Consider the following 20,902-nt stretch of genomic DNA (forward strand, 5'->3'; position numbering starts at 1 on the left):
CCGCGGTGGCCCCCCCCCCCCACACAACGCCCCCCGGCCCCCGCCGGGGGTGACACCCACCACCACCCCCCCACCCCGCCCCCCCCCCCCCACACCCCCCCCCCCCCCGCCCCCCCGCGCCCCCCCGCCCCCTCGCCCCCCCGCCCCCCCGGGGGGGGGGGGGGGGCCCCCCCCCCCCCGCCCCTGCGCGCCGGTCAGTCGCGGAAGGCGTCCTTCACCTTCTCGCCGGCGTCCTTGAGGTTCGACTTGGCCTGTTCGCCGCGGCCCTCGTTCTCCAGGTCGCGGTCGTCGGTGGCCTTACCGGCGGCTTCCTTGGCCTTCCCGGCGAGCTCCTCGGCCTTGTTCTTCGCTTTGTCCGCCAAGCTCATGGCATTCCTTCCCGTCAGCTGCTCGGCCACGTGGTGACCGTGGGCCGTCTGGGGGACCCACGACGGCGTTACCCGGACCTGCCGGGGACAAACAGGATTCAGGCGACCACGCGGATGGTCCGCAGGGTCGGATCGCTCGCGTCGGGCACGTTCATCCCGGCCGCCAGCCCGGTGCGCAGATACTCCACGACGGCCGCGTCGATACGTTCGCCCGGCACGAGCACCGGAATCCCGGGCGGGTACGGGGTGAGTTGTTCGGCGGCGATCCGGCCCGCTGCCGAGTCGGCCGGAACCGCCTGGGTGGGGGCGAAGAACGCGTCGCGCGGGAGCATCACCGTGTCCAGCTGCAACTCCGCCGGCGTGGGGAGCCGGATCTCGGGCGGCGAGGGGTCGCGCAGCCCCGCCCGCCACAGCGCGAGGCCGTCCACCAGCGCGTCGACGGTGCTGTTGTCGTCGGCGCAGGACAGGGTCGCCAGCACGCGCCGGTGATCGCTGTGGCCGAGATCGATCTGCCGGTGCGCGCGCAGCCAGTCGGCGGCCTCGTAGCCGGTCGCACCCGTGCCGGAGACATCGACGAGCACCTGCAACAGGTCCAGATCGTGGGAGGCTTCCACCCCGAGCAGGGCGTCGTGCATCACCTCGCAGCCGCCGATCTCGTCCAGGTCGGCCCTGGCGCGCTTGGCCAGCGCCAGCGCGTCGCCGAGCAGATCGTGCCCGAATTCGACCATCTGCCTGCGCCATCCGTCGAGCGCGGTGTAGATCAGCACATTCGGGCTGGTCGTCATCAGCAGGTCGGCGCAGCGGCGTAACCGCTGCGGGTCCACCAGATCGCCCTGGAGATGGAACACCGAGCCCTGCTCGAACCCCATGCCCATCTTGTGCACGCTCACCACACAGACATCGGCGCCCACATCCATGGCCCAGGTGGGCAGATCCGGATGGAACGGCAGATGCGCGCCCCACGCCTCGTCGACGATGAGCGGTTTGCCCCGCGCGTGACACACCTCGGCGATGCCACGCAGATCGGCACAGGTGCCGTACGGGCTGGGGCTCACGATGAGCGCGCCCGCCGCGTCGGGATGCTCGCGCCACGCCTGTTCGACCTGCTCCGGTGACGGGGGATGGGAGAAGTGCCGCTCGGCGTCCCAGCGCGGGGTGATCCAGTGCGGGCGCAGCCCGGAGAAGATCAGCCCGGCCACGATCGATTTGTGGCTGTCCCTGGCGACCAGCAGGCCGCCGTCGTCACCGCCCGCCACCGCGAGCATCGCCGCCTTCACCGACAGGGAACTGCCGCAGGTGGAGAAGAACGCGGCGTCGGCGCCGACCGCGTCGGCCATGAGTTCCTCTGCCTCGGACAGCAATTCGCCGCGCGCCAGCCGATCGTCGAGGCCGGGCGCGGCGAGGATGTCGGAGCTGAACGCGTCGGCGCCCAGCGCCGCGAGCACCCGCCCGTCGACCCCGCGGCCCTGGCGGTGCCCGGGCGGGGTGAAACCGTAGCGGCCGAGATCGTGATACTCCGCGACGGCGGCGACGAGCGGCGCGCTGCTGTGATCCATGGGATCGACCTCCTGTCTTCGGCGCTCAGGACGCGGGTTCGATCCGGGCCCAGGCGCGATGTTCGCCGAGATGAGTGAGCAAGCGGTCGGTGGCGACCCCGGCGTCGGCGACGGTCACCCCCGGCGCGTCGGGGTCGACACCGTTGCGATGCAGTAGCGACGCGGCCGTGCCGACGGCCGCGATCGCCTTGCCGTGCCGCCACATCTCGGCGATCAGCACGTCGACGCGCGGGTCGACCGGCGCGGCGAGCAGCAGCAGCCCGTCGAACTCGATCGAGCGCATGGTGGCGAAGGTACGGTCCACCGGCGCCCCGACCGTCCCGGCCCGCGCGGCCACCAGCAACGGGCGGACCCGCGCCCGCGTCAAGGCCTCGCGTACGTCCTCGATCGCCGCCTCGGTGGCGGTGTCGTCCACCAGTACGGCGACGACGCGACCGTCCACCGGGAACGTGCCGTGCCGTTGTGACAGCGCGGGACTCGGCGCCAGCTCGCGGGTCTCGACGGTGGCGGCGGGGGTGTCGAGGCCGAGCTGCCCGGCGACATACCCGGCCAGATCCCCGTCGACGTTGGCCAGCATCTGGACGCCGCGCGCCCGGATCTCCTGCCCCGAGCACTTGCCGAGTTCGAACGCGAACGCGTCGGCCAGGTGCTGCCGCTCCCCGGCGGTGAGGCTGCGATAGAACATCCGTGGCTGGGAGAAGTGATCGGCGAACGAGACCGCGGCCTCGGCGCTGTCGGCCGAGGTGCGCAGCGTGGCGGCGGGCGGCGGAATGGGCGTCGGCGTCTCCTCGTAGGCCTGATCGGCGAAACTCGCCGCGTACGGGCACCCACCGCCCAGCGAATTCGGTTTGTACGGCGCGATTCCCGGGTGCACGGCGGTCTGGTGCATGCCGTCACGGAACATGTCGTTGATCTCGGTGTGCGGGGTGTTGATCGGCAGCTGGGCGAAATTGGGTCCGCCGAGCCTGCTGATCTGGGTATCGAGATAGGAGAACAACCGGCCCTGCAACAGCGGATCGTCGGTCACCTCGATCCCCGGCACCAGATGACTCGGGCAGAATGCCACCTGCTCGGTCTCGGCGAAGAAATTCACCGGATTGGCGGTGAGCCGCATGGTCCCGATCACCCGTACCGGGGCGATCTCCTCCGGCACGATCTTCGTCGGATCGAGCAGATCGATCCCCTCGAAGACGTGCTCGGGCGTATCCGGGAACACCTGGATACCGAGATCCCATTCGGGGGTGTATCCGGCCTCGATGCTGTCGGCGAGGTCACGGCGATGAAAGTCCGGATCGAACCCGGCCGTCAGCTGCGTTTCCTCCCACAGCATCGAATGCACGCCGAGCCGCGGCTTCCAGTGGAATTTCACCAGGCTCGTCGTGCCGTCGGCGGCGACGAGCCGGAAGGTGTGCACCCCGAAGCCCTCCATCATCCGCAGCGAACGCGGCAGCGCCCGATCGGACATGTTCCAGAAGGTGTGCGCGGTCGCCTCGGAGTGCAGGGTGACGAAATCCCAGAAGGTGTCGTGCGCCGACTGCGCCTGCGGAATCTCCCTGTCCGGGTGCGGTTTTCCGGCATGGATCACATCCGGGAACTTGATCGCCTCCTGGATGAAGAAGACCGGGATATTGTTGCCGACCAGGTCGTAGACGCCCTCGTCGGTATAGAACTTCGTCGCGAAACCGCGGGTGTCACGCACGGTGTCGGCCGAACCACGCGAGCCGAGCACGGTCGAGAACCGCACGAACACCGGCGTCCGCACGTCGGCACCGAGGAATTTCGCCCTGGTCAGCTCCGCGGCGGCGCCGTTCGCGACGAACACCCCGTGCGCGCCGACGCCGCGCGCGTGCACCACCCGCTCCGGGATGCGCTCGTGATCGAAGTGGGTGATCTTCTCGCGTAGGTGGATGTCCTGCAACAGGATCGGGCCGCGGGGGCCCGCCTTGAGCGCGTGATCGGTATCGGCCACGCCGAGCCCCTGCGCGGTGGTCAGCGCGGGACCCCGCTGTGCGCGCACGCTCGCGTCGCCGGGGATGGGGGCGCCGGTCGGGCCGCGCAGCTCCGGTCCCTCCTGATCCGCGGCGGGACCCGCCTGCTCGCACGGCCGGTCGGGATCTTCGTCGGGCGGGACGGCGGGACGGGTGTATTCGGGAGGAATATCGCTGTCGCTCATCGCTGGAATCCCTTCAGAGAATGGGCCTGCCGCCGGTGACCGCGAGTCTGGCGCCGGAGATGTAGCTGCCGTCGTCGGCGGCCAGCAGCACGTAGGCGGGGGCGAGCTCGGCGGGCTGACCGGCCCGGCCGAGCGGAACGTTGTCGCCGAAGGACGCCACCTTCTCCGGCGGCATGGTGGACGGAATCAGCGGCGTCCAGATCGGACCGGGCGCGACGCTGTTCACCCTGATGCCTTTGTCGCCGAGCAGCTGCGCCAGACTGGCCGACAGATTCGCGATCGCGGCCTTGGTCGCGGCATACGGCGCCAGCGTCGGATTGGGCATGTCGGAATTGACCGACGAACTTCCGATGATCGAGGAACCGGGCCGCATGTGCGGCACCGCCGCCTGCACCAGATGGAAATAGGCGCCCACGTTCACTTCGAACGTATAGGCGAACTCCGCGTCGCTGATGTCGTCCAGGTCGGTGTGGGTCATCTGGTACGCGGCATTGCTGACCAGGACGTCGACGGTGCCGAATTCCGCCACGGCCCGCGCGATGATCGCGCGACAGTGCGCCGGATCGGACACATCACCCGGCATCAGTACCGCCCGCCGCCCCGCCTTGGTCACCCAGTCGGCCACTTCCTCGGCGTCGCTGTCCTCGTCGAGATAGGAGATCAGCACATCGGCGCCCTCCCTGGCGAACGCGATGGCCACCGCGCGGCCGATGCCGCTGTCGGCCCCGGTGATCACCGTGGCCTTGCCGGTGAGCTTTCCCGAGCCCCGGTAGCTTTCCTCGCCGCAATCCGGAACCGGCGTCATCGCCGACTGGATACCTGGCACGTTCTGCTGTTGTTCGGGAAAACCCATTCGTGGAACCTCCCGTCGAGGAATGGCCGTCCTCGAGGTACTACCGCGATTTCCGTTCGCCAAACAGCGATTGATCCAGCGTGGTCCGGGTACGCGCCGCGTATGGAAATTCTCGTGCTGCTCGCACTGGTCATCGCCGTGGCGGCGGTGGTGCTGGTCCGGAAATTCCGGGGCAGGCCACCCGACGAGCCCGAATCGACCGGTAACCCTCGATAAGCGACCGGGAACGAATGACGGCCACCGCACTGGGTAATCTGCCTGCGATCGGTGGAGGTGAAGCTGGGAGGCGGCGTGTTGGCAGATGATCGCGACATCGCACCCAGGACGCGCACCGTCGGGTTCCAGGTGCCCGCGGAGCTGGACCAGCTCACCATGGCGCACGCGCTGGCCGAGACGATCCTGCTCATCGGCGGCTTCGCCCTCGACGAGGTGACCGACCTGCTGCTGGCCCTCGACGAGGTGGTGACGGCGTTGGTGCTGGTCGCGGTGCCGGACGGGCAGGTCGACTGCGCCTTCACGGTGGGCGACGGCGCGCTGGGCGCCCGGGTCGCCACCCTGGCGCGCGCCCCCGAGGCCATCGACGAAGACGCCTTCGGCTGGCACGTGGTGGCCACCCTGACCGACAGCCTGCGCACCGATTACGCCGAGTTCGACCCGGCCCTCGACGGCTATCCGACCACCGTCGCCTTCGGCTGGATCCGTCGCTTCCAAGGGCCTGCCGCGTCCTGACCGATCTGCCCGGCGCGATATCGGAGGTATCGAATCGGGTGTTGTTGGGTACCCCTCTGGATATCCGACTCTCCGCCAGGAAGCGAGGCACCCGGCGATGACATGGGAAGCAAGGACACATTCACAGGGCGACAGCTACGACAACATCGAACCCTGGTTCGAGCAGCTGCGGCACACCCCGCCCGGCGACGAACACTACGACGAATTACGCGCACAAGTGATCAGCCTGTGCCTTCCGCTGGCCGACCATATCGCCCGCAAATTCACCGGACGAGGCGAACAATTCGACGATCTGGAGCAGACCGCCCGGGTGGGGCTGGTGCTCGCGGTGGACCGCTATGACGTGACCCGCGGCTCCTCGTTCCTCTCCTTCGCGATCCCGACGATCATGGGCGAGGTGCGCAGGCATTTCCGTGACCGCACCTGGGCGGTGCACGTCCCGCGCAGGCTCAAGGAGATCCAGCTGCGGATCGGCCCCGCCACCGAGGAACTCTCGCAGCGGCTCGGGCGCATCCCCAACGCCCGCGAACTCGCCGACGAACTCGACGTCGACCTCGTGGAGGTCACCAGGACGCTCGTCGCGGGCAACGGCTATCAGACCAACTCCATCGACGGCATCACCGACGACGATCGCGACAACGCGACCCCCGCGCTCACCGAGACCCTCGGCGTCGAGGAACCCTGCTACCAGCTCACCGAGGACGCGATCGCGGTACGCCCCCTGATCGCCGCGCTGCCCGACGAGGAGCGCGAGGTCCTGATTATGCGGTTCTACGAGAACATGACCCAGAGCGAGATCGCGGCCCGGCTCGGCGTCTCCCAGATGCAGGTCTCGCGCATCCTCGCGCGGACGCTGACGTCACTGCGGGAACAGGCGCTGGCCGATCCCGAGCCCGCGACCACGCCGTGACAGCGGCGGCGTCACGTGCGAGACTTGGGACAGGTTGAGACTCCAGCCGACCCCGGTTCCGTATCCGGGCTCGGCTGTGCGCGGCCGGGCCCCGGCGAACCGGAAGTACCCGGTGCGCACAGGAGACGCGATGACCGCAGCCACCGATCGCCGACACGTGAGTCGACTGCGCTGGTACCGCCGCTCGACCACCTCGACCGGGGAGCCGATCCTCGGCATCCACACGCGGACCGGTCCTGGCTGCTGGGTACTGCTCGTCGGCAGTGAACTCGACGAGGCGCGCCGGGACGAGTTCCGGGTACTGCTCGACGGCGCGCTGAACTCCGGCGCTCGCGTGGTGATCCTGGATCTGCGGCGCACGGTCTTCTTGAGCATTCGCGTCGCCGCCTCGCTCGCCGCCGCGAAACGGGCCACCGGGCGGCGCGGCGTCGATCTGCGGCTCGTCGGCGGCGGCCGGCAGGTGCAGCGGGCGCTCGACCTGGTCGGCGTGCGGCCGCTGTTCCGCTACTACACCAGTGTCGACGAGGCCTCGGCCGAGTAATTGTTTCGGTCCGCGCCCCCCGGGTAGGCGCAGGGTGCACTCTCCTGACGCCACCAGCGGGGAGGAGACCTCGTGGATTCGATGGACCGGCTCATCGTGGTCTCGACCGGAGCGCCCGCGCTCCATCTCAGGGTCGAGGCCGACCTGAGGCGGCTCGCCCTCGTGCGCGCGATCGCTGAAACATTCGCTGAGACAGCACATTTCACCAACAGCGAGGTCGACGACATCGTGGTCGCACTCGACGAGGCCGCCACCGGTCTGCTGCTCGCCGCCACGCCGGACGCGCAACTGCACGTCCAGCTCACCGCCGACGAGTTCCGCCTGCGGATGCGGCTGAGCGCCGTCTGCCTCACCTCGCGCCCGATCGACGGGGCGAGCCTGGGCTGGCGCGTGTTGTCCGCCATCACCGAGGGGCCGACGGTGGCGGGCGAATCGTTCGACCCGGTGCGCGGTGGCTATCCGGTGACGATGGTCCTCACCCGCCTCCGTAGCGTCCTCGGCCGGGGCGGGCCGTCTCACTGACGACGGGGAGACTGCGCGTCGGCGCGCCGCTGGACCCGTCGATGCTCGGCCACGACCAAACCGATGCCCCCGAGCAGGCACACCGCACAGGCGATCCCGGCGATGATCGCCCAGCCCTCGAAGCCGTAGCCGGCCGCGGTGAGGGTGAGGGCGAGCAGCACGAGGCCGATGCCGGCGAGGAGCAGGCCGGGCCAGTTGCGCACGTCCTCGATCGACTCACCCGCGTGCGGGCGGATGGTCCTGGCGTCGTCGGGGAACCGTTCCTCGGGGTCGTTCATCGCGGGCTCCTGTCGTTGCCGGGCGAAAAGGGTCCTTTCCACGTCATGCCCGCTGCGCGCGCGCTCAATCAGGACACGGTGAAAGGCATGGGGCGCAATCGGATCGGCTACCCTGGGGGAGCGATTCAGGAAGGCTCGATATGCCCATCAGATTCCGTCAGCGCAAGTCCTTCGGCCCGCTGACCTTCAATTTCACCCAGTCCGGCCTGTCCTCGTGGGGAATCAAGATCGGGCCGTGGACCTGGAACTCCCGCACCAGGAAGAACAGCGTCGACCTGCCGGGCCCGCTGAGCTGGCGCCAGCGCTGACTCAGCCGATCGCGGGCACACGTTCGGTCGGCACCGGGGGCGGCGGGGGAGTGCCGTCGCCGAAGGGACTGCCACCCAGCTCCTCGCGGTGATGCGGGGTCAGCCAGTTCGACAGGTCGGGCCCGGCCGGGACGATGCCGGTGGGATTGATGTCGCGGTGCACCACGTAGTAGTGCTCCTTGATCTGGCCGAAGTCGATGGTGTCGCCGAAGCCGGGCGTCTGGAACAGGTCGCGCGCGTAGGCCCACAGCACCGGCATCTCGGCGAGTTTGGCGCGGTTGCATTTGAAATGGCCGTGGTACACCGGGTCGAAGCGGACCAGGGTGGTGAACAGCCGCACATCGGCCTCGGTGATCGTGTCGCCCACGAGATACCGCTGTGCGCGCAGCCGCTCGGTGACGCGGTCCAGCGCGGCGAAGAGCCGCGCGTAGGCGGCGTCGTAGGCGTCCTGCGCCCCGGCGAAACCGCACCGGTAGACGCCGTTGTTGATGTCGCGGAACACGTCTCGATTGATCTCGTCGATCTGTGCGCGCAGGTGCTCCGGATACAGCTGCGGTGCGCCCGGCCGGTGGAAAGCGGTCCACTCCGTCGAGAAGTCCAGGGTCATCTGGGCGTAGTCGTTGGTGACGACCTGCCCGGTCGGGATGTCGACCACGGCGGGGACCGTGATGCCCCGCGGATAGTCGGGGTACCTGGCCAGGTAGGCATCGCGCAACCGATGGATGCCGAGGACCGGGTCGACCTCGCCGGGATCGAGATCGAAGGTCCAGCTGAGCTTGTCGTGCGTCGGTCCGCACAGGCCCAGCGACAGGACGGGTTCGAGGCCGAGGAGCCTGCGCACGATCAGCGTCCGATTGGCCCACGGGCAGGCGCGCGCGGCGACGAGCCGATACCGGTCCGGCTCGACGGGATACCCGTCGCGACCGTCGGCGGTGATCCGCGTGGTGATGTAGTTGGTGTCGCGGCGGAACTCCCCGGCCTCGACATAGCTTCCCGCTCCGGCATCGCTCACCCCGCCAGTCTCCCAGACGGCGCCGCGCTCCGGAACGACCACGACGCGGAATCGGCACGGCGAAATCCCGCAGGTCGGGCGGGACGTAGGACAGAATGTCGCCATGCGGACATTTGCCAGGGTGTTGCACGCTGTCGTCGCCGGTGTTCTGCTCGTCTCCGCTGGTCACGGCGTCGCCGCCGCGGCTCCCTCGCCCGGCGTCGGGCACACGCAGCTACCGTGGACAGCGGCGGGCCCCGAAGGGCTGCGAGCCCCGGGCGCCGCGCTCGCCGACGGTGTCACCGGCACGGTGCTGTGGTCGCGCGAGGCGCATACCCGCGTCCCGATCGCCAGCATCGCCAAGGTGATGACCGCGGTCGTCGTGATCCTCAGCAACGATCTCGAGCGTCCGGTGACCGTGCCACAGGAAGCCGCCGGGTACTGCGCCGGGCACAGCGGCAGCACCGCGGGTCTGGTGGCCGGGGAAGTACTCACCGGCAGGCAGCTGCTCAACGCGCTGCTGCTGCCCTCCGGCTGCGATGCCGCCTACGCGCTGGCCGAGTCCTACGGTCCCGGTCAGGGCGGCTTTCTGGCCAGGATGAACGACACGGCGCGGGTCATGGGTCTGGGCAACACCCACTTCGCCGACCCCAGCGGCCTGCCGTACCCGCACGACCACGCCACCTTCTCCACCCCGGCCGATTTGGTCGCGCTCGGCGTGCGCGCCATGAACCTGCCCGCGTTCCGGGAGATCGTCGGCTCCCGCGACTTCCACGTCCCCGCCGGGCCCGCCAACCGTGAGCACCACTGGCAGACCACCAATCGCCTGCTGCTCGAATACCCCGGCACCATCGGCATCAAGACCGGCAACACCAATGCCGCCGGCCACTGCCTGCTGTTCGAAACCGTCCGCGCGGGCATTCCGCTGATCGGCGTGGTCCTGCACAGCTCCGACCACAGCAGCGCCGAGGCCAAGGACGACGCCGAACGCATGCTCGACTGGGCTTACGATCCGATCGTGGGCGCCCTGGGCTCCGCCGCCCGCTGACCACCGAAAAGCGCGTCAGCGCAGGGGGATCGGGCCGCGGAACTGGCGGGCGACGGCGCTGAACCAGCCGAGGTGGTAGTGGCCGCCCTCGGTGTCGAAGCGCTCGCGCAGTTCGTACCACCGCAGGCCTGGGTGCCGGTGGTGCACGTCGTGCAAGGTGAAGTTCAGGGCGAATCGCTCGAGTGGCCGCGGCACGCGCAGGTTCATCGCCTCGCGGGGCGCGGCGAGGTCGGTGCCGTAGTGATAGGCGTTGTCGGACAGCGAGATGATGAGCGCGCGGCCGCCGAGCGCGGCGAGCAACATCCACCAGTGCGCGCCGTAGGCCAGGAACGCCAGGGTGTGCACGACGACGATCGCGGCGGCGTCGGTGCGGAACCTGTCGAGTACGGCCGGTTGCGCGACCCGGTCGAGGAGCAGGCCGCCGACCGAATCCGGCGCTTCGACCCGGCGACCCACCGCCCTGATCACCGCCGCGGGCAGCACCGCCAGCACCAGGGCGATCACCTCGAGCAGATACAGACCGCCGAGCAGTTTCAGATAGAACGCGGGCGCGGCCCCCAGCCTGGTGGTCTCGGCCGGGTCGTAGATCTCGGTGCGCTCACGGACCCGGCTGTAGCGGTGATGCAGCAGATGGCCGACCTTGAGCATCGCGAACGGCGAGCCGTACAGCACGGCCAGTGCCCGGCCCACCCGGTCGTTGCGGGACCGATCCCGCAGCAGCGCACCGTGAATGGCCTCGTGGATCAGCGACCAGAACGGCGTGGTGGTGAGTATCAGCGGTACCAGCAGCCACCCCCACGCCGCGTCCACGCGCAGCAGCAGCGGCACCAGGAACAGTTGGCAGGCGCCGATCACCATCGCGATCACGACGAGCCCGATGTTCACCGGCTCGCCGCCGGTGGATCGCGGCGCCCGGGGCGGGCGAACTCGGCCAGGGGTACGGGTTTCGGTCATGTCGCAGCGCCGCTCCGTAGAGATCGGGAACTCCCGCGGCTCATCCTGCCATCCACGCGCCGTCCGCGACAGGGCCGGACGAATCGTCAGCGCGCGCCGACGATCCGCAGTGCCATCTCGGCGTAGGCGTCGCCGATGTCCTCGGGACTCCACGCGCCCTCGTCGCGATACCACCGCGCGATATCGATACCGAGCGAGAGCAGGGCGACCGCGGCCATGCGCGTGTCCGGCACGTCGAAGGCTCCGGTGGCGACACCGTGCTCGACCAGATCGCGGATCTCCCGGTCGATCTGCTGGCGGATCGCGCGGATCTCGGCGTGGTGCTCCGGCGTCAGCGCGGCCAGTTCGTAATTGACGATGCGGGCGCTGGTGTGGCCGCGCGCGTGGTGGGCGGCGAAGGCGCGGATCACGTTGCGCAGCGCGGTCACCGGATCGGGATCCGAGGCCGCCGCCTCGACCACGAGGTTCAGTGTCACCTCGTGTCCCGACCTCGAGATCAGGTACAGCAGTTCCTCTTTGGACTTGTGGTGGACATACACCGCCGCCGGGCTCATCCCCGCGGCCGAGGCGATATCGCGCGTGGTGGTGCCGTTGAAGCCCTTGTCGGCGAAGGCCGCGACGGCGGCTTCCAGGAGCCGGGCTCGGGTCGCGTCGCCGCGGGGTTCGGTGGTCTCGGTCATGTCAGGGGTCATTATCGCGCGCGTCGCTCGCCGGCCACGCGGCGGGCGTGGGTGACGTGGATTACACGACTGGGTCACAGTGCGCCCCTTGACGGTCGGGTGTGATCTCCTGCACCATACACCTAAGCAAGCGCTTAGTTACCAAAGGAGTTTCCATGCCGGAAGCCGTGATCGTCGCCGCTGCCAGATCCCCGATAGGTCGAGCGGGCAAGGGCTCGCTCAAGGACATGCGCCCCGACGACCTGACCGTCCAGATGGTGCGTGCCGCGCTGGCTCAGGTGCCGAATCTGAACCCGGCCGAGGTCGAGGACCTCGTCCTGGGGTGCGGGCAGCCCGCGGGCGAGTCGGGGTTCAACATGGCCAGGGTGGTCGCGGTGCTGGCCGGGCTCGACGCGGTGCCGGGCACGACCGTCAATCGCTACTGTTCGTCGAGCCTGCAGAGCACCCGGATGGCGTTGCACGCCATCAAGGCGGGCGAGGGTGACGTGTTCATCTCCGCCGGCGTCGAGACCGTCAGCCGCTTCGTGAAGGGCAATGCCGACGGGCTGCCCGACACCCAGAACCCGGTCTTCGCCGACGCCGTCGCGCGCACGGCGCAGCGGGCCGAGGGTGGCGCCGCGCCCTGGACCGACCCGCGCGTCGGCTCCTCGCTGCCCGACGTGTACATCGCCATGGGCCAGACCGCGGAGAACGTCGCCCAGGCCACCGGGATCACCCGTGCCGAGCAGGACGCGTTCGGTGTGCGCTCGCAGAACCTGGCCGAGAAGGCCATCGCGAACGGCTTCTGGGCCACCGACATCACTCCGGTGACACTGCCCGACGGCACGGTGGTCAGTGCCGACGACGGCCCGCGCGCCGGTGTCACCCTGGAGGCGGTGAGCCAGCTGAAGCCGGTGTTCCGCCCCGACGGCACCGTGACCGCGGGCAACTGCTGCGCGCTCAACGACGGCGCGGCGGCGCTGGTGATCATGTCCGACACCAAGGCCAGGGAGCTGGGTCTGGTTCCGCTGGCGCGGGTCGTCAGCACCGGGGTCTCCGGGCTGTCGCCGGAGATCATGGGTCTCGGTCCGATCGAGGCGTCGAAGCAGGCGCTGCGGCGCGCCGGTCTCACCATCGACGACATCGACCTGGTCGAGATCAACGAGGCGTTCGCGGTGCAGGTGCTGGGCTCGGCGCGCGAACTCGGCATCGCCGAGGACAAGCTCAACATCAACGGCGGCGCGATCGCCGTCGGTCATCCGTTCGGCATGACCGGTGCCCGCATCACCAGCACCCTGATCAACTCGCTGCGCTTCCACGACAAGCAGTTCGGGCTGGAGACGATGTGTGTCGGTGGCGGCCAGGGTATGGCCATGGTGCTGGAGCGGCTGTCGTGACCGGCCGGTTCGCGGGCAAGACCGCGATCGTCACCGGCGCCAGCCGCGGCATCGGGCTCGGCATCGCGCAGCGGCTGGTCGACGACGGCGCGAAGGTCGTCATCACCGCCCGCAAGAAGGACGCGCTGGACGAGGCGGTCGCCCAGCTCGGCGGTCCCGCGCACGCGCTCGGCGTGGCCGGTCGTTCCGATGACGCCGAGCATCAGCAAGACGCTGTCGCCCAGGCGATCGCGACGTTCGGCAGCGCCGATCTGCTGGTCAACAACACCGGTATCAACCCGGTGTACGGGCCGATGATCGACCTCGACCTGGCGGCGGCGCGCAAGATCGTCGAGGTCAACTGCCTGGCCGCGCTGGCCTGGACCCAGCAGGTCCACAAGTCCTGGATGGGCGAGCACGGCGGCTCCGTGGTCAATGTGTCGTCGGTGGCGGGGATCAAGCCCGCGCCGGGGATCGGCTTCTACGGCGCCAGCAAGGCGATGCTGACCTACCTCACCCAGGAACTGGCCGTGGAACTCGGCCCGGACATCCGGGTCAACGCGGTCGCGCCCGCCGTCGTCAAGACCAAGTTCGCCACGGCCCTCTACGAAGGCCGGGAGCAGGAAGTTTCCAGCACTTACCCGCTGAAGCGGCTGGGCGTGCCCGAGGATATAGCCGGCGCGGTGACGTTCCTGCTGTCCGCCGACGCCGCGTGGATCACCGGTCAGTTGCTCGTCGTCGACGGCGGCATCACGCTGACCGGCGGCGTCTGAATCACCATTCCCAGGAGGAGAATTCCATGAGCACCACCAGAACCGCCATCGTCACCGGAGCGGCCCGCGGCATCGGCGCCGGCGTGGCCCGCCGCCTGGCCGAGGACGGCCTGGCCGTCGCGGTCATCGATCTCGACGAGGCCGCCTGCAAGCCGGTCGTCGAGGAGATCGAGGCCGCGGGCGGCCGGGCGATCGCGATCGGCGCCGACGTCGCCGACGAGGCCGCTGTCGCGGCCGCCGTGGAGCGGGTCGCCGCCGAGCTCGGCGCGCCGACCGTGCTGGTCAACAATGCCGGTGTCATCCGCGACAACATGCTGTTCAAGATGAGCACCGACGACTGGGACCTGGTCATGAACGTGCACCTGCGCGGCGCGTTCCTGATGACGCGCGCCGCCCAGAAGTACATGACCGAGGCGAAGTTCGGCCGCATCGTCAACCTGTCGAGCACCTCGGCGCTGGGCAACCGCGGCCAGGCCAACTACTCCGCGGCCAAGGCGGGCGTGCAGGGCTTCACCAAGACCCTGGCCCTGGAACTGGGCAAGTTCGGCGTCACCGCCAACGCCATCGCGCCCGGTTTCATCGAGACCGAGATGACCGCGGCCACCGCGGCCCGCGTCGGCGTCCCGTTCGAGGACTTCAAAGCCTTCGCGGCCAAGGAGATCCCGGTCGCGCGCACCGGTGTGCCCGCCGACATCGCCCACGCCGTGTCGTTCTTCGTCAGCGAGGGCGCCGGTTTCGTCTCCGGGCAGGTGCTCTACGTGGCGGGAGGTCCCAAGGCATGAGGACCTTCGACGGTCTGGCCGAGCTCGAAGCCGCTGTCGGCACCCATCTCGGGTACTCGCAGTGGCACGCCATCACCCAGGATCAGGTGAACACCTTCGCCGAGGCGACCGGTGACCACCAGTGGATCCACGTCGACCCCGAGAAGGCGGCCCAGGGCCCGTTCGGCACCACCATCGCCCACGGTTACCTCACCCTGTCGCTGGTCCCGATGCTGGTCTCGGAGATCTACCGGGTCGACGGCGTCAAGATGGGTGTCAACTACGGGTCCAACAAGCTTCGTTTCCCGGCGCCGGTTCCGGTCGGGTCGAAGGTGCGCGCCGGGGTCGAGCTCGTCTCGGTCACGCCGGGGGCGGGCGGGCACCTGGTCACCGCGAAGGTCGTGATCGAGCGCGAGGGCGGCGACAAGCCGGTCTGCGTGGTCGAGACCGTCTCGCTCGTGGTGGTGTGATGGCGACCGGCACCGAGCTGCCCGGGCTCGACCTCGACCGCCTCGGCCCGTGGCTGCGCGCGGCCCTTCCCGGCGTCGGCCCCGAACTCTCCGGACAGGTGCTCGCGGGCGGCAGGTCCAACCTCACCTACACGGTGCGCGACGGCGCGTCCGCCTGGATCGTGCGCAGGCCACCGCTGGGCCACGTCCTGGCGACCGCGCACGACATGGCGCGCGAGTACCGGGTGATGGCGGCCCTGCGGCAGACCTCGGTGCCGGTTCCGGCCATGTTCGCGCTGTGCGAGGACGCCGAGGTCATCGGCGCGCCGTTCTACGTGATGGAGCTGGTCGAGGGGCGGCCGTACCGGCACGCCGCCGAGCTCGCCACACTGGGACCGCTACGCACCGAGGCGATGTCGGCCGCGCTGGTCGACACCCTCGCCGACCTGCACGCCGTCGACCCCGCCGCGGTCGGGCTGGCGGATTTCGGGAGGCCGGAAGGCTTCCTCACCCGCCAGGTGAGTCGCTGGAAGAAGCAGCTCGACGCCTCGCGCACCCGCGCCCTGCCACTGGCCGACGAACTGCACGCACTGCTGGCCGCCGACATCCCGGCCGAGTCGGCCGTGGGCATCGTGCACGGCGACTACCGGCTCGACAACGTGCTCGTCGACGAGAACGACCGCCCGGCGGCCGTCATCGACTGGGAAATGGCCACCCTTGGTGACCCGCTCACCGACCTGGCGTTGATGGTCGTCTACGGGCGTCTGGCCGCGCAGCTCGGCCGCAACGCGGTCGTCGCCGACGCGACCTCGGCCCCCGGCTTCCTGACCGAGGACGAGATCATCGCGCGCTACACCGCGCGCAGCGACCGCGACATGTCCCGGTTCGGCTTCTACCTCGGCCTCGCCGCGTTCAAACTGGCCGTGATCATCGAGGGCATCCACTACCGATTCCTGCACGGCCAGACCGTCGGCGCGGGTTTCGATGCCCTCGGTGACGCGGTCGAACCCCTGCTCGACACCGGCCGCACCGCATTGAAGGAGCATCGCTGATGGACTTCGCCTACGACGCGCGCACCGAGGAATTACGCGCCACGCTGCTGGATTTCATGGACAGCCACGTCTACCCGGCCGAGCCGGTGTTCGCCGAACAGATCGGGCAGCTCGACAACCGCTGGGCCTGGGACTCGGTGCCCGTGCTGGCCGAGCTGCGGGCCGAGGCCCGGCGTCGCGGTCTGTGGAATCTGTTCCTGCCCGGCGAGCACGGCGCGGGCCTGACCAATGCCCAGTACGCGCCGCTGGCCGAGATCACCGGTCGCAGTGCGCATCTGGCGCCCGCGGTCCTCAACTGCGCCGCGCCCGACACCGGCAACATGGAGGTGCTCGCGCTCTTCGGCGACGAGCGCCAGCGCGAGCGGTGGCTGGAACCGTTGCTGGACGGGCGGATTCGCTCGGCGTTCGCGATGACCGAACCCGACGTCGCGTCGTCGGACGCCACCAATATCGCCACCAGGATCGAACGCGACGGCGACGAGTACGTCCTCAACGGCCGCAAGTGGTGGATCACCGGGGCGATGAATCCCAACTGCCGGATCTTCATCGTCATGGGCAAGACCGATCCGTCGGCCGGACGACACCGCCAGCAGTCGATGATCCTGGTGCCCCGCGACACCCCCGGCCTGGAAATCCAGCGCGGCATGGAGGTTTTCGGCTACGACGACCACGATCACGGCGGCCACGCCGAGCTGTCGTTCACCGATGTGCGGGTGCCCGCCGCCAACCTGATCGGCGGCGAGGGCACCGGATTCGCCATCGCCCAGGCCCGCCTCGGACCCGGCCGGATCCATCACTGCATGCGCGCGATCGGCATCGCCGAACGCGCCGTCGAGCTCATGTGCGCCCGCGCCGAGCAGCGCGTCGCCTTCGGCAAGCCGCTGTCGGAGCAGGGCGTGATCCGGGACTGGATCGCCGAGTCGCGGGTCAAGCTGGAGCAGTTGCGGCTGCTGGTGCTCAAGACCGCCTGGCTGATGGACACGGTCGGAAACAAGGGCGCGCACACCGAGATCCAGGCGATCAAGATCGCCACCCCGTCGACCGTGCAGTGGATTCTCGACAAGGCCATCCAGGTCCACGGCGCCGGTGGACTGTCCCAGGACTTCCCGCTGGCCGCGGCCTATGCCGGCATCCGGACGCTGCGCTTCGCCGACGGCCCGGACGAGGTTCACAAGAACGCGCTCGCCAAGAGCGAGCTGAGCAGGCAGCGGGAGACGCGATGACCCTCGACGAATTGACCGGGCGGATCGAGGAATTCCTCGCCGCCAACGACCCGGCAGGCACCGAGCGCCTCGACTTCCTGCGCGCCCGCTACGACGCCGGGCTGGCCTGGGTGTACTTCCCGGTGGGTCACGGCGGTCTCGGCCTGCCGCGGAGCCTGCAGCCCGAGGTCGAGCGCCGCTTCGCCGAAGCCGGGGCGCCGGACAACAATCCGAGCGGCAATGTCATCGGGCTCGGCATGGCTGGTCCGACGATTCTCGCCTGCGGTACCGAGGAGCAGAAGCAGCGGTTCCTGCGTCCGCTGTGGACGGGCGAGGAGATCTGGTGCCAGCTGTTCAGTGAGCCCGGCGCCGGTTCCGACCTGGCCAATGTGAGTACCCGCGCGGTCCGCGACGGCGACGAGTGGGTCGTCAACGGTCAGAAGGTGTGGACCTCGAGCGCGCATCTGGCGCAGTTCGCGATCCTGTTGGCCCGCACCGACGCCGGAATCCCCAAGCACCGTGGCATGACGTTCTTCCTCATCGACATGACCCAGCCCGGTGTGGAGGTGCGTCCGCTGCGCCAGATCACGGGGGAGGCCGAGTTCAACGAGGTCTTCCTGACCGATGCCAGGGTCCCCGACGCGCAGCGCCTCGGCGCCGAGGGCGACGGCTGGCGAGTCGCCAACACCACGCTCAACACCGAGCGGGTCGCGATCGGCGGCAAGGACTCCGCGCGCGAGGACGGCATGATCGGCGTGGTCGCCCAGACCTGGCGCGCGCACCCCGAGCGGCGCACTCCGGAACTGCACGACCGGCTGCTGCGCCTGTGGGTCGACGCGGAGGTGGCCCGGCTGACCGGCGCGCGCCTGCAGCAGAAGCTGGCCAAGGGCATGCCGGGGCCCGAGGGCTCGGCGATGAAACTGATCTTCGCGAAATGCGCCCAGCAACTGTCCGGCCTCGAGCTCGAGCTCCTGGGGGAGCAGGGCCTGCGGTACTCCGACTGGACCATGGTGCGGCCCGAATCCGTCGACTTCAACGGACGCGACGCCGGTTATCGGTATCTGCGCGCCAAGGGCAATTCGATCGAGGGCGGCACCTCGGAAATCCTGCGCAACATCGTCGCCGAGCGGGTGCTCGGGCTACCCGCCGAACCGCGGACCGACAAGGACCGCCCCTGGAAGGAGGTCGCGCGATGACCGACCTGAACCTGGTCTACACCGAGGTCGAGGACGACCTGCGCGGCGTGGTCACCGCGGTCCTGGCCGCCCACTGCCCGCCCGCCGCGGTCACCGCGCTCTACGACGGCGACCGTTCCCTGGTCGCCGGGCTGTGGAAGAACATCGCCGTCGACCTCGGTCTTGCCGCTCTGCTGGTCCCCGAGGAGCACGGGGGTGCGGGCGCGTCGGCCCGCGAAGCCGCCGTGGTACTCGAGGAGCTGGGCCGGTTCGCCGCGCCGGTGCCGTTTCTCACCAGCGCGGTCGTCGCCACCACCGCCCTGCTCGACGCCGCCGACCCGTTGCTCGGCGCGCTCGCGGCCGGCGAGCGGACCGCGGCGCTGGCGGTGCCGCTGTCCCTGGCGCCGCACGAGCCGATTCCCGCGCTCACCCTCGGCGCCGACGGCACGCTCAGCGGCACGGTGACCAGCGTCGCGGGCGCGCTCGACGCCGATGTGCTGCTGGTGCCCGCCGCCGGTCCCGACGGGATCGCGCTGTACGCGGTCGCGGCCGCCGATACCGAACGCACGCCGGTCGTTTCCCTGGATATGGGCCGTCAGCTGGCAGACCTGGCACTGCGCGCGGCGCCCGCGCGGCGCGTGGCCGGCGACGGCGCCGAGGCGGTGCGCCGCGCGCTCACCGCCGGCGCGGCCCTGCTGGCTTCCGAGCAGTACGGCGTGGCCAGGTGGTGCCTGGAGGACACCGTCGCCTATCTGAAGGAACGTCGCCAGTTCGGCCGCGTCGTCGGTGGCTTCCAGGCGATCAAACACCGGCTCGCCGACCTCTACACCGAGCTCGAATCCGCCGCTGCCGCAGCCAGATACGCCGCGGCCACGCTCGCGGCCGACGATGCCGACCTGCCGGTGGCGGCGAGCGTCGCCCAGGCCTACTGCGGTGATGTCGCGGTGCACGCCGCGGAGGAAGCGGTGCAGCTGCACGGTGGCATGGGCATGACCTGGGAGCACCCGGCGCACCTGTATCTCAAGCGCGCCAAGGCCGACCAGATCGCCTTCGGCACCGCCGGTCGCCATCGCGCGCGCCTGGCCGAGCTGATCGACCTGCCCGCGTAGCCGCGCTACTTCCTGCGCGCGCGGAGCCGGTCGCGTTCGGCGCGCAGCGCGGCGACCGTGTCCTCGAGCTCGAGGATGCGGGCGACCGCGGTCAGGTTGACGCCCTCGCCGGTGAGCGCGGTGATGCGATGCAGCCGGGTCAGGTCGTCCCCGCTGTATCGCCGCGTGCCGCCGGCGCTGCGGGCCGGGGTGATCAGGCCGTGCTGCTCGTAGAGGCGCAGCGTCTGGACACCGATCCCGGCCAGCTCGGCGGCGACCGAGATCGCGTACACCGCCTGCCCCGTCGTCGGCAGGCCGTCGGAGGGGATGACCATCTGTGTCCTCACTTCGCTTCCGATACTTCTCCTACCAGGTTACTTATCTCTGATGCTTGCACTCTCCTGGGGTGAGTGCTAGAAAGAATCTGTGTCAGATGACATAGGTTATCTGATCTGGAGCCTACCGAGATAGGAGTGAGTTGGAGGTGGCGACCATGTTGATGCGTACCGATCCGTTCCGGGAACTGGATCGCGTGACACAGCAGGTGTTCGGCACAGCGGCTCGTCCGGCGGCCATGCCCATGGACGCCTGGCGCGACGGTGACGAGTTCATCGTCGAATTCGATCTGCCGGGCATGGACCCGGATTCGCTGGATCTCGATGTCGAACGCAATGTGGTGACCGTGCGCGCCTCGCGCGCGGAGATCGACGCCGACCGGTCCATGATCGCCGCGGAACGTCCGCGCGGTGTGTTCAGCCGCCAGCTGTTCCTCGGCGAGAGCCTGGACACCGAGCAGATCCGCGCCGACTATCGCGACGGTGTCCTGCGACTGTCGATCCCGGTCGCGGAGCGGGCCAAACCCCGCAAGATCGAGATCTCGCGGCACCGCGAACCGCAGGCCATCAACGCCTGATCAGTCCCCAGGGAGTTACGCGACCAGGTGGCCGGGCCGCGCCGGGCCGGCCCCCGGTCGACCCGGGCTCCCCGGGCCGCCCAGCCCCTCCCCGCCCAAGGCGGGTAAGACCACGATCATGCAGGACATCGCCAACGCGATCGCGATCAACAACCCCGAGTGCTACCTCATGGTCGTGCTGGTCGACGAGCGTCCCGAAGAGGTCACCGACATGCAGCGCTCG

General features: G+C 69.8%; 24 protein-coding genes. 15 read left to right on the forward strand and 9 right to left on the reverse strand.

The genetic code is table 11. The annotated features are described in order from the left end of the window. Positions 1-194: 194 nt before the first annotated feature. The 4 genes from QH270_RS24515 to QH270_RS24530 form a co-directional block, all read right to left on the reverse strand. Positions 195-368, reverse strand: a complete 174-nt coding sequence (locus tag QH270_RS24515; RefSeq protein ID WP_110040987.1) for a CsbD family protein — start codon at positions 366-368, stop codon at positions 195-197. 98 nt (positions 369-466) lie between these two features. Next, positions 467-1,924, reverse strand: coding sequence for an aminotransferase class I/II-fold pyridoxal phosphate-dependent enzyme (locus QH270_RS24520; RefSeq protein WP_280346440.1), 1,458 nt, complete (start codon positions 1,922-1,924; stop codon positions 467-469). Positions 1,925-1,949: 25 nt separating this feature from the next. After that, positions 1,950-4,097, reverse strand: coding sequence for a catalase (locus QH270_RS24525; RefSeq protein ID WP_280346441.1), 2,148 nt, complete (start codon positions 4,095-4,097; stop codon positions 1,950-1,952). A 13-nt stretch (positions 4,098-4,110) separates the two neighbouring features. After that, complete coding sequence (locus QH270_RS24530) at positions 4,111-4,950, reverse strand: glucose 1-dehydrogenase (RefSeq protein WP_280346442.1); 840 nt, start codon at positions 4,948-4,950, stop codon at positions 4,111-4,113. A 291-nt stretch (positions 4,951-5,241) separates the two neighbouring features. On the opposite strand from QH270_RS24530, the gene QH270_RS24535 reads away from it, so the two are divergent. The 4 genes from QH270_RS24535 (at position 5,242) to QH270_RS24550 (ending at position 7,652) form a co-directional block, all read left to right on the forward strand. Next, positions 5,242-5,679, forward strand: a complete 438-nt coding sequence (locus tag QH270_RS24535; protein ID WP_280346443.1) for an anti-sigma factor — start codon at positions 5,242-5,244, stop codon at positions 5,677-5,679. A gap of 97 nt (positions 5,680-5,776) precedes the next feature. Further along, positions 5,777-6,589, forward strand: a complete 813-nt coding sequence (locus QH270_RS24540; RefSeq protein ID WP_280346444.1) for an RNA polymerase sigma factor SigF — start codon at positions 5,777-5,779, stop codon at positions 6,587-6,589. A 130-nt stretch (positions 6,590-6,719) separates the two neighbouring features. Then, positions 6,720-7,130, forward strand: coding sequence for an STAS domain-containing protein (locus tag QH270_RS24545; RefSeq protein WP_280346445.1), 411 nt, complete (start codon positions 6,720-6,722; stop codon positions 7,128-7,130). Between the two features lie 72 nt (positions 7,131-7,202). Then, entirely contained in the window at positions 7,203-7,652 is a 450-nt protein-coding gene (locus tag QH270_RS24550; RefSeq protein WP_280346446.1) for a hypothetical protein, read from the forward strand. Here QH270_RS24550 and QH270_RS24555 read toward each other — a convergent pair. After that, positions 7,646-7,930, reverse strand: coding sequence for a hypothetical protein (locus QH270_RS24555; protein WP_280346447.1), 285 nt, complete (start codon positions 7,928-7,930; stop codon positions 7,646-7,648). The two genes, QH270_RS24550 and QH270_RS24555, sit on opposite strands and share 7 nt — an antisense overlap. Before the next feature lie 140 nt (positions 7,931-8,070). Between QH270_RS24555 and QH270_RS24560 the strand changes: the two genes are divergently transcribed. Further along, positions 8,071-8,238: a DUF4236 domain-containing protein gene (locus QH270_RS24560; RefSeq protein ID WP_110040995.1), complete on the forward strand. Its 168-nt coding sequence runs from the start codon at positions 8,071-8,073 to the stop codon at positions 8,236-8,238. Position 8,239: 1 nt separating this feature from the next. Here QH270_RS24560 and QH270_RS24565 read toward each other — a convergent pair whose 3' ends face one another. Next, positions 8,240-9,250: a glutathione S-transferase family protein gene (locus QH270_RS24565; RefSeq protein WP_280346448.1), complete on the reverse strand. Its 1,011-nt coding sequence runs from the start codon at positions 9,248-9,250 to the stop codon at positions 8,240-8,242. Positions 9,251-9,353: 103 nt separating this feature from the next. Between QH270_RS24565 and QH270_RS24570 the strand changes: the two genes are divergently transcribed. Next, entirely contained in the window at positions 9,354-10,277 is a 924-nt protein-coding gene (locus QH270_RS24570) for a D-alanyl-D-alanine carboxypeptidase family protein (protein WP_280346449.1), read from the forward strand. Between the two features lie 15 nt (positions 10,278-10,292). Here the strand turns inward: QH270_RS24570 and QH270_RS24575 are convergent, their stop codons facing one another. Together QH270_RS24575 and QH270_RS24580 are read right to left on the reverse strand one after the other, a co-directional pair. After that, positions 10,293-11,231, reverse strand: a complete 939-nt coding sequence (locus tag QH270_RS24575) for a fatty acid desaturase family protein (RefSeq protein WP_280346450.1) — start codon at positions 11,229-11,231, stop codon at positions 10,293-10,295. Positions 11,232-11,317: 86 nt separating this feature from the next. After that, positions 11,318-11,911 carry a TetR/AcrR family transcriptional regulator gene (locus QH270_RS24580; RefSeq protein WP_280346451.1) on the reverse strand — a complete coding sequence of 198 codons (594 nt, stop codon included), beginning with the start codon at positions 11,909-11,911 and terminating at the stop codon, positions 11,318-11,320. A 155-nt stretch (positions 11,912-12,066) separates the two neighbouring features. Here QH270_RS24580 and QH270_RS24585 point away from each other — a divergent pair, with 155 nt between their 5' ends. The 8 genes from QH270_RS24585 to QH270_RS24620 are packed head-to-tail and all read left to right on the forward strand — an operon-like array spanning position 12,067 to position 19,787. Continuing rightward, positions 12,067-13,287, forward strand: coding sequence for an acetyl-CoA C-acetyltransferase (locus tag QH270_RS24585; RefSeq protein WP_280346452.1), 1,221 nt, complete (start codon positions 12,067-12,069; stop codon positions 13,285-13,287). Continuing rightward, entirely contained in the window at positions 13,284-14,039 is a 756-nt protein-coding gene (locus tag QH270_RS24590; RefSeq protein WP_280346453.1) for an SDR family oxidoreductase, read from the forward strand. The genes QH270_RS24585 and QH270_RS24590 overlap by 4 nt, the downstream gene beginning before the upstream one ends. Before the next feature lie 26 nt (positions 14,040-14,065). Continuing rightward, complete coding sequence (gene fabG, locus QH270_RS24595; RefSeq protein WP_280346454.1) at positions 14,066-14,821, forward strand: 3-oxoacyl-ACP reductase FabG; 756 nt, start codon at positions 14,066-14,068, stop codon at positions 14,819-14,821. Next, positions 14,818-15,270: a MaoC family dehydratase gene (locus QH270_RS24600; protein WP_280346455.1), complete on the forward strand. Its 453-nt coding sequence runs from the start codon at positions 14,818-14,820 to the stop codon at positions 15,268-15,270. The genes fabG and QH270_RS24600 overlap by 4 nt, the downstream gene beginning before the upstream one ends. Further along, on the forward strand, positions 15,270-16,301 hold the full coding sequence (locus QH270_RS24605) for a phosphotransferase family protein (RefSeq protein WP_280346456.1): 1,032 nt from the start codon (positions 15,270-15,272) through the stop codon (positions 16,299-16,301). Before QH270_RS24600 ends, QH270_RS24605 begins: the two co-directional genes overlap by 1 nt. Next, positions 16,301-17,524, forward strand: a complete 1,224-nt coding sequence (locus tag QH270_RS24610) for an acyl-CoA dehydrogenase family protein (protein ID WP_280346457.1) — start codon at positions 16,301-16,303, stop codon at positions 17,522-17,524. Before QH270_RS24605 ends, QH270_RS24610 begins: the two co-directional genes overlap by 1 nt. Continuing rightward, on the forward strand, positions 17,521-18,699 hold the full coding sequence (locus QH270_RS24615; RefSeq protein ID WP_280346458.1) for an acyl-CoA dehydrogenase family protein: 1,179 nt from the start codon (positions 17,521-17,523) through the stop codon (positions 18,697-18,699). The genes QH270_RS24610 and QH270_RS24615 overlap by 4 nt, the downstream gene beginning before the upstream one ends. Continuing rightward, positions 18,696-19,787: an acyl-CoA dehydrogenase family protein gene (locus QH270_RS24620; RefSeq protein ID WP_280346459.1), complete on the forward strand. Its 1,092-nt coding sequence runs from the start codon at positions 18,696-18,698 to the stop codon at positions 19,785-19,787. Before QH270_RS24615 ends, QH270_RS24620 begins: the two co-directional genes overlap by 4 nt. Positions 19,788-19,792: 5 nt before the next feature. Here QH270_RS24620 and QH270_RS24625 read toward each other — a convergent pair whose 3' ends face one another. Continuing rightward, positions 19,793-20,101: a MerR family transcriptional regulator gene (locus QH270_RS24625; RefSeq protein ID WP_280346460.1), complete on the reverse strand. Its 309-nt coding sequence runs from the start codon at positions 20,099-20,101 to the stop codon at positions 19,793-19,795. 158 nt (positions 20,102-20,259) lie between these two features. Here QH270_RS24625 and QH270_RS24630 point away from each other — a divergent pair, with 158 nt between their 5' ends. Beyond that, entirely contained in the window at positions 20,260-20,679 is a 420-nt protein-coding gene (locus QH270_RS24630) for an Hsp20/alpha crystallin family protein (RefSeq protein WP_110041069.1), read from the forward strand. Positions 20,680-20,902: the final 223 nt, after the last annotated feature.

The sequence above is a fragment of the Nocardia neocaledoniensis genome (assembly GCF_029868625.1).
GTDB classification, from domain to species: domain Bacteria; phylum Actinomycetota; class Actinomycetes; order Mycobacteriales; family Mycobacteriaceae; genus Nocardia; species Nocardia neocaledoniensis_A.

What these genes read in the sequence shown, in the direction of transcription:
- QH270_RS24515 (WP_110040987.1), bottom strand. Translation starts at nt 368, where the DNA reads ATGAGCTTGGCGGACAAAGCGAAGAACAAGGCCGAGGAGCTCGCCGGG.
- QH270_RS24520 (WP_280346440.1), bottom strand. Translation starts at nt 1,924, where the DNA reads ATGGATCACAGCAGCGCGCCGCTCGTCGCCGCCGTCGCGGAGTATCAC.
- QH270_RS24525 (WP_280346441.1), bottom strand. Translation starts at nt 4,097, where the DNA reads ATGAGCGACAGCGATATTCCTCCCGAATACACCCGTCCCGCCGTCCCG.
- QH270_RS24530 (WP_280346442.1), bottom strand. Translation starts at nt 4,950, where the DNA reads ATGGGTTTTCCCGAACAACAGCAGAACGTGCCAGGTATCCAGTCGGCG.
- QH270_RS24540 (WP_280346444.1), top strand. Translation starts at nt 5,777, where the DNA reads ATGACATGGGAAGCAAGGACACATTCACAGGGCGACAGCTACGACAAC.
- QH270_RS24545 (WP_280346445.1), top strand. Translation starts at nt 6,720, where the DNA reads ATGACCGCAGCCACCGATCGCCGACACGTGAGTCGACTGCGCTGGTAC.
- QH270_RS24555 (WP_280346447.1), bottom strand. Translation starts at nt 7,930, where the DNA reads ATGAACGACCCCGAGGAACGGTTCCCCGACGACGCCAGGACCATCCGC.
- QH270_RS24560 (WP_110040995.1), top strand. Translation starts at nt 8,071, where the DNA reads ATGCCCATCAGATTCCGTCAGCGCAAGTCCTTCGGCCCGCTGACCTTC.
- QH270_RS24570 (WP_280346449.1), top strand. Translation starts at nt 9,354, where the DNA reads ATGCGGACATTTGCCAGGGTGTTGCACGCTGTCGTCGCCGGTGTTCTG.
- QH270_RS24575 (WP_280346450.1), bottom strand. Translation starts at nt 11,231, where the DNA reads ATGACCGAAACCCGTACCCCTGGCCGAGTTCGCCCGCCCCGGGCGCCG.
- QH270_RS24580 (WP_280346451.1), bottom strand. Translation starts at nt 11,911, where the DNA reads ATGACCGAGACCACCGAACCCCGCGGCGACGCGACCCGAGCCCGGCTC.
- QH270_RS24585 (WP_280346452.1), top strand. Translation starts at nt 12,067, where the DNA reads ATGCCGGAAGCCGTGATCGTCGCCGCTGCCAGATCCCCGATAGGTCGA.
- fabG (WP_280346454.1), top strand. Translation starts at nt 14,066, where the DNA reads ATGAGCACCACCAGAACCGCCATCGTCACCGGAGCGGCCCGCGGCATC.
- QH270_RS24600 (WP_280346455.1), top strand. Translation starts at nt 14,818, where the DNA reads ATGAGGACCTTCGACGGTCTGGCCGAGCTCGAAGCCGCTGTCGGCACC.
- QH270_RS24605 (WP_280346456.1), top strand. Translation starts at nt 15,270, where the DNA reads ATGGCGACCGGCACCGAGCTGCCCGGGCTCGACCTCGACCGCCTCGGC.
- QH270_RS24610 (WP_280346457.1), top strand. Translation starts at nt 16,301, where the DNA reads ATGGACTTCGCCTACGACGCGCGCACCGAGGAATTACGCGCCACGCTG.
- QH270_RS24615 (WP_280346458.1), top strand. Translation starts at nt 17,521, where the DNA reads ATGACCCTCGACGAATTGACCGGGCGGATCGAGGAATTCCTCGCCGCC.
- QH270_RS24620 (WP_280346459.1), top strand. Translation starts at nt 18,696, where the DNA reads ATGACCGACCTGAACCTGGTCTACACCGAGGTCGAGGACGACCTGCGC.
- QH270_RS24625 (WP_280346460.1), bottom strand. Translation starts at nt 20,101, where the DNA reads ATGGTCATCCCCTCCGACGGCCTGCCGACGACGGGGCAGGCGGTGTAC.
- QH270_RS24630 (WP_110041069.1), top strand. Translation starts at nt 20,260, where the DNA reads ATGTTGATGCGTACCGATCCGTTCCGGGAACTGGATCGCGTGACACAG.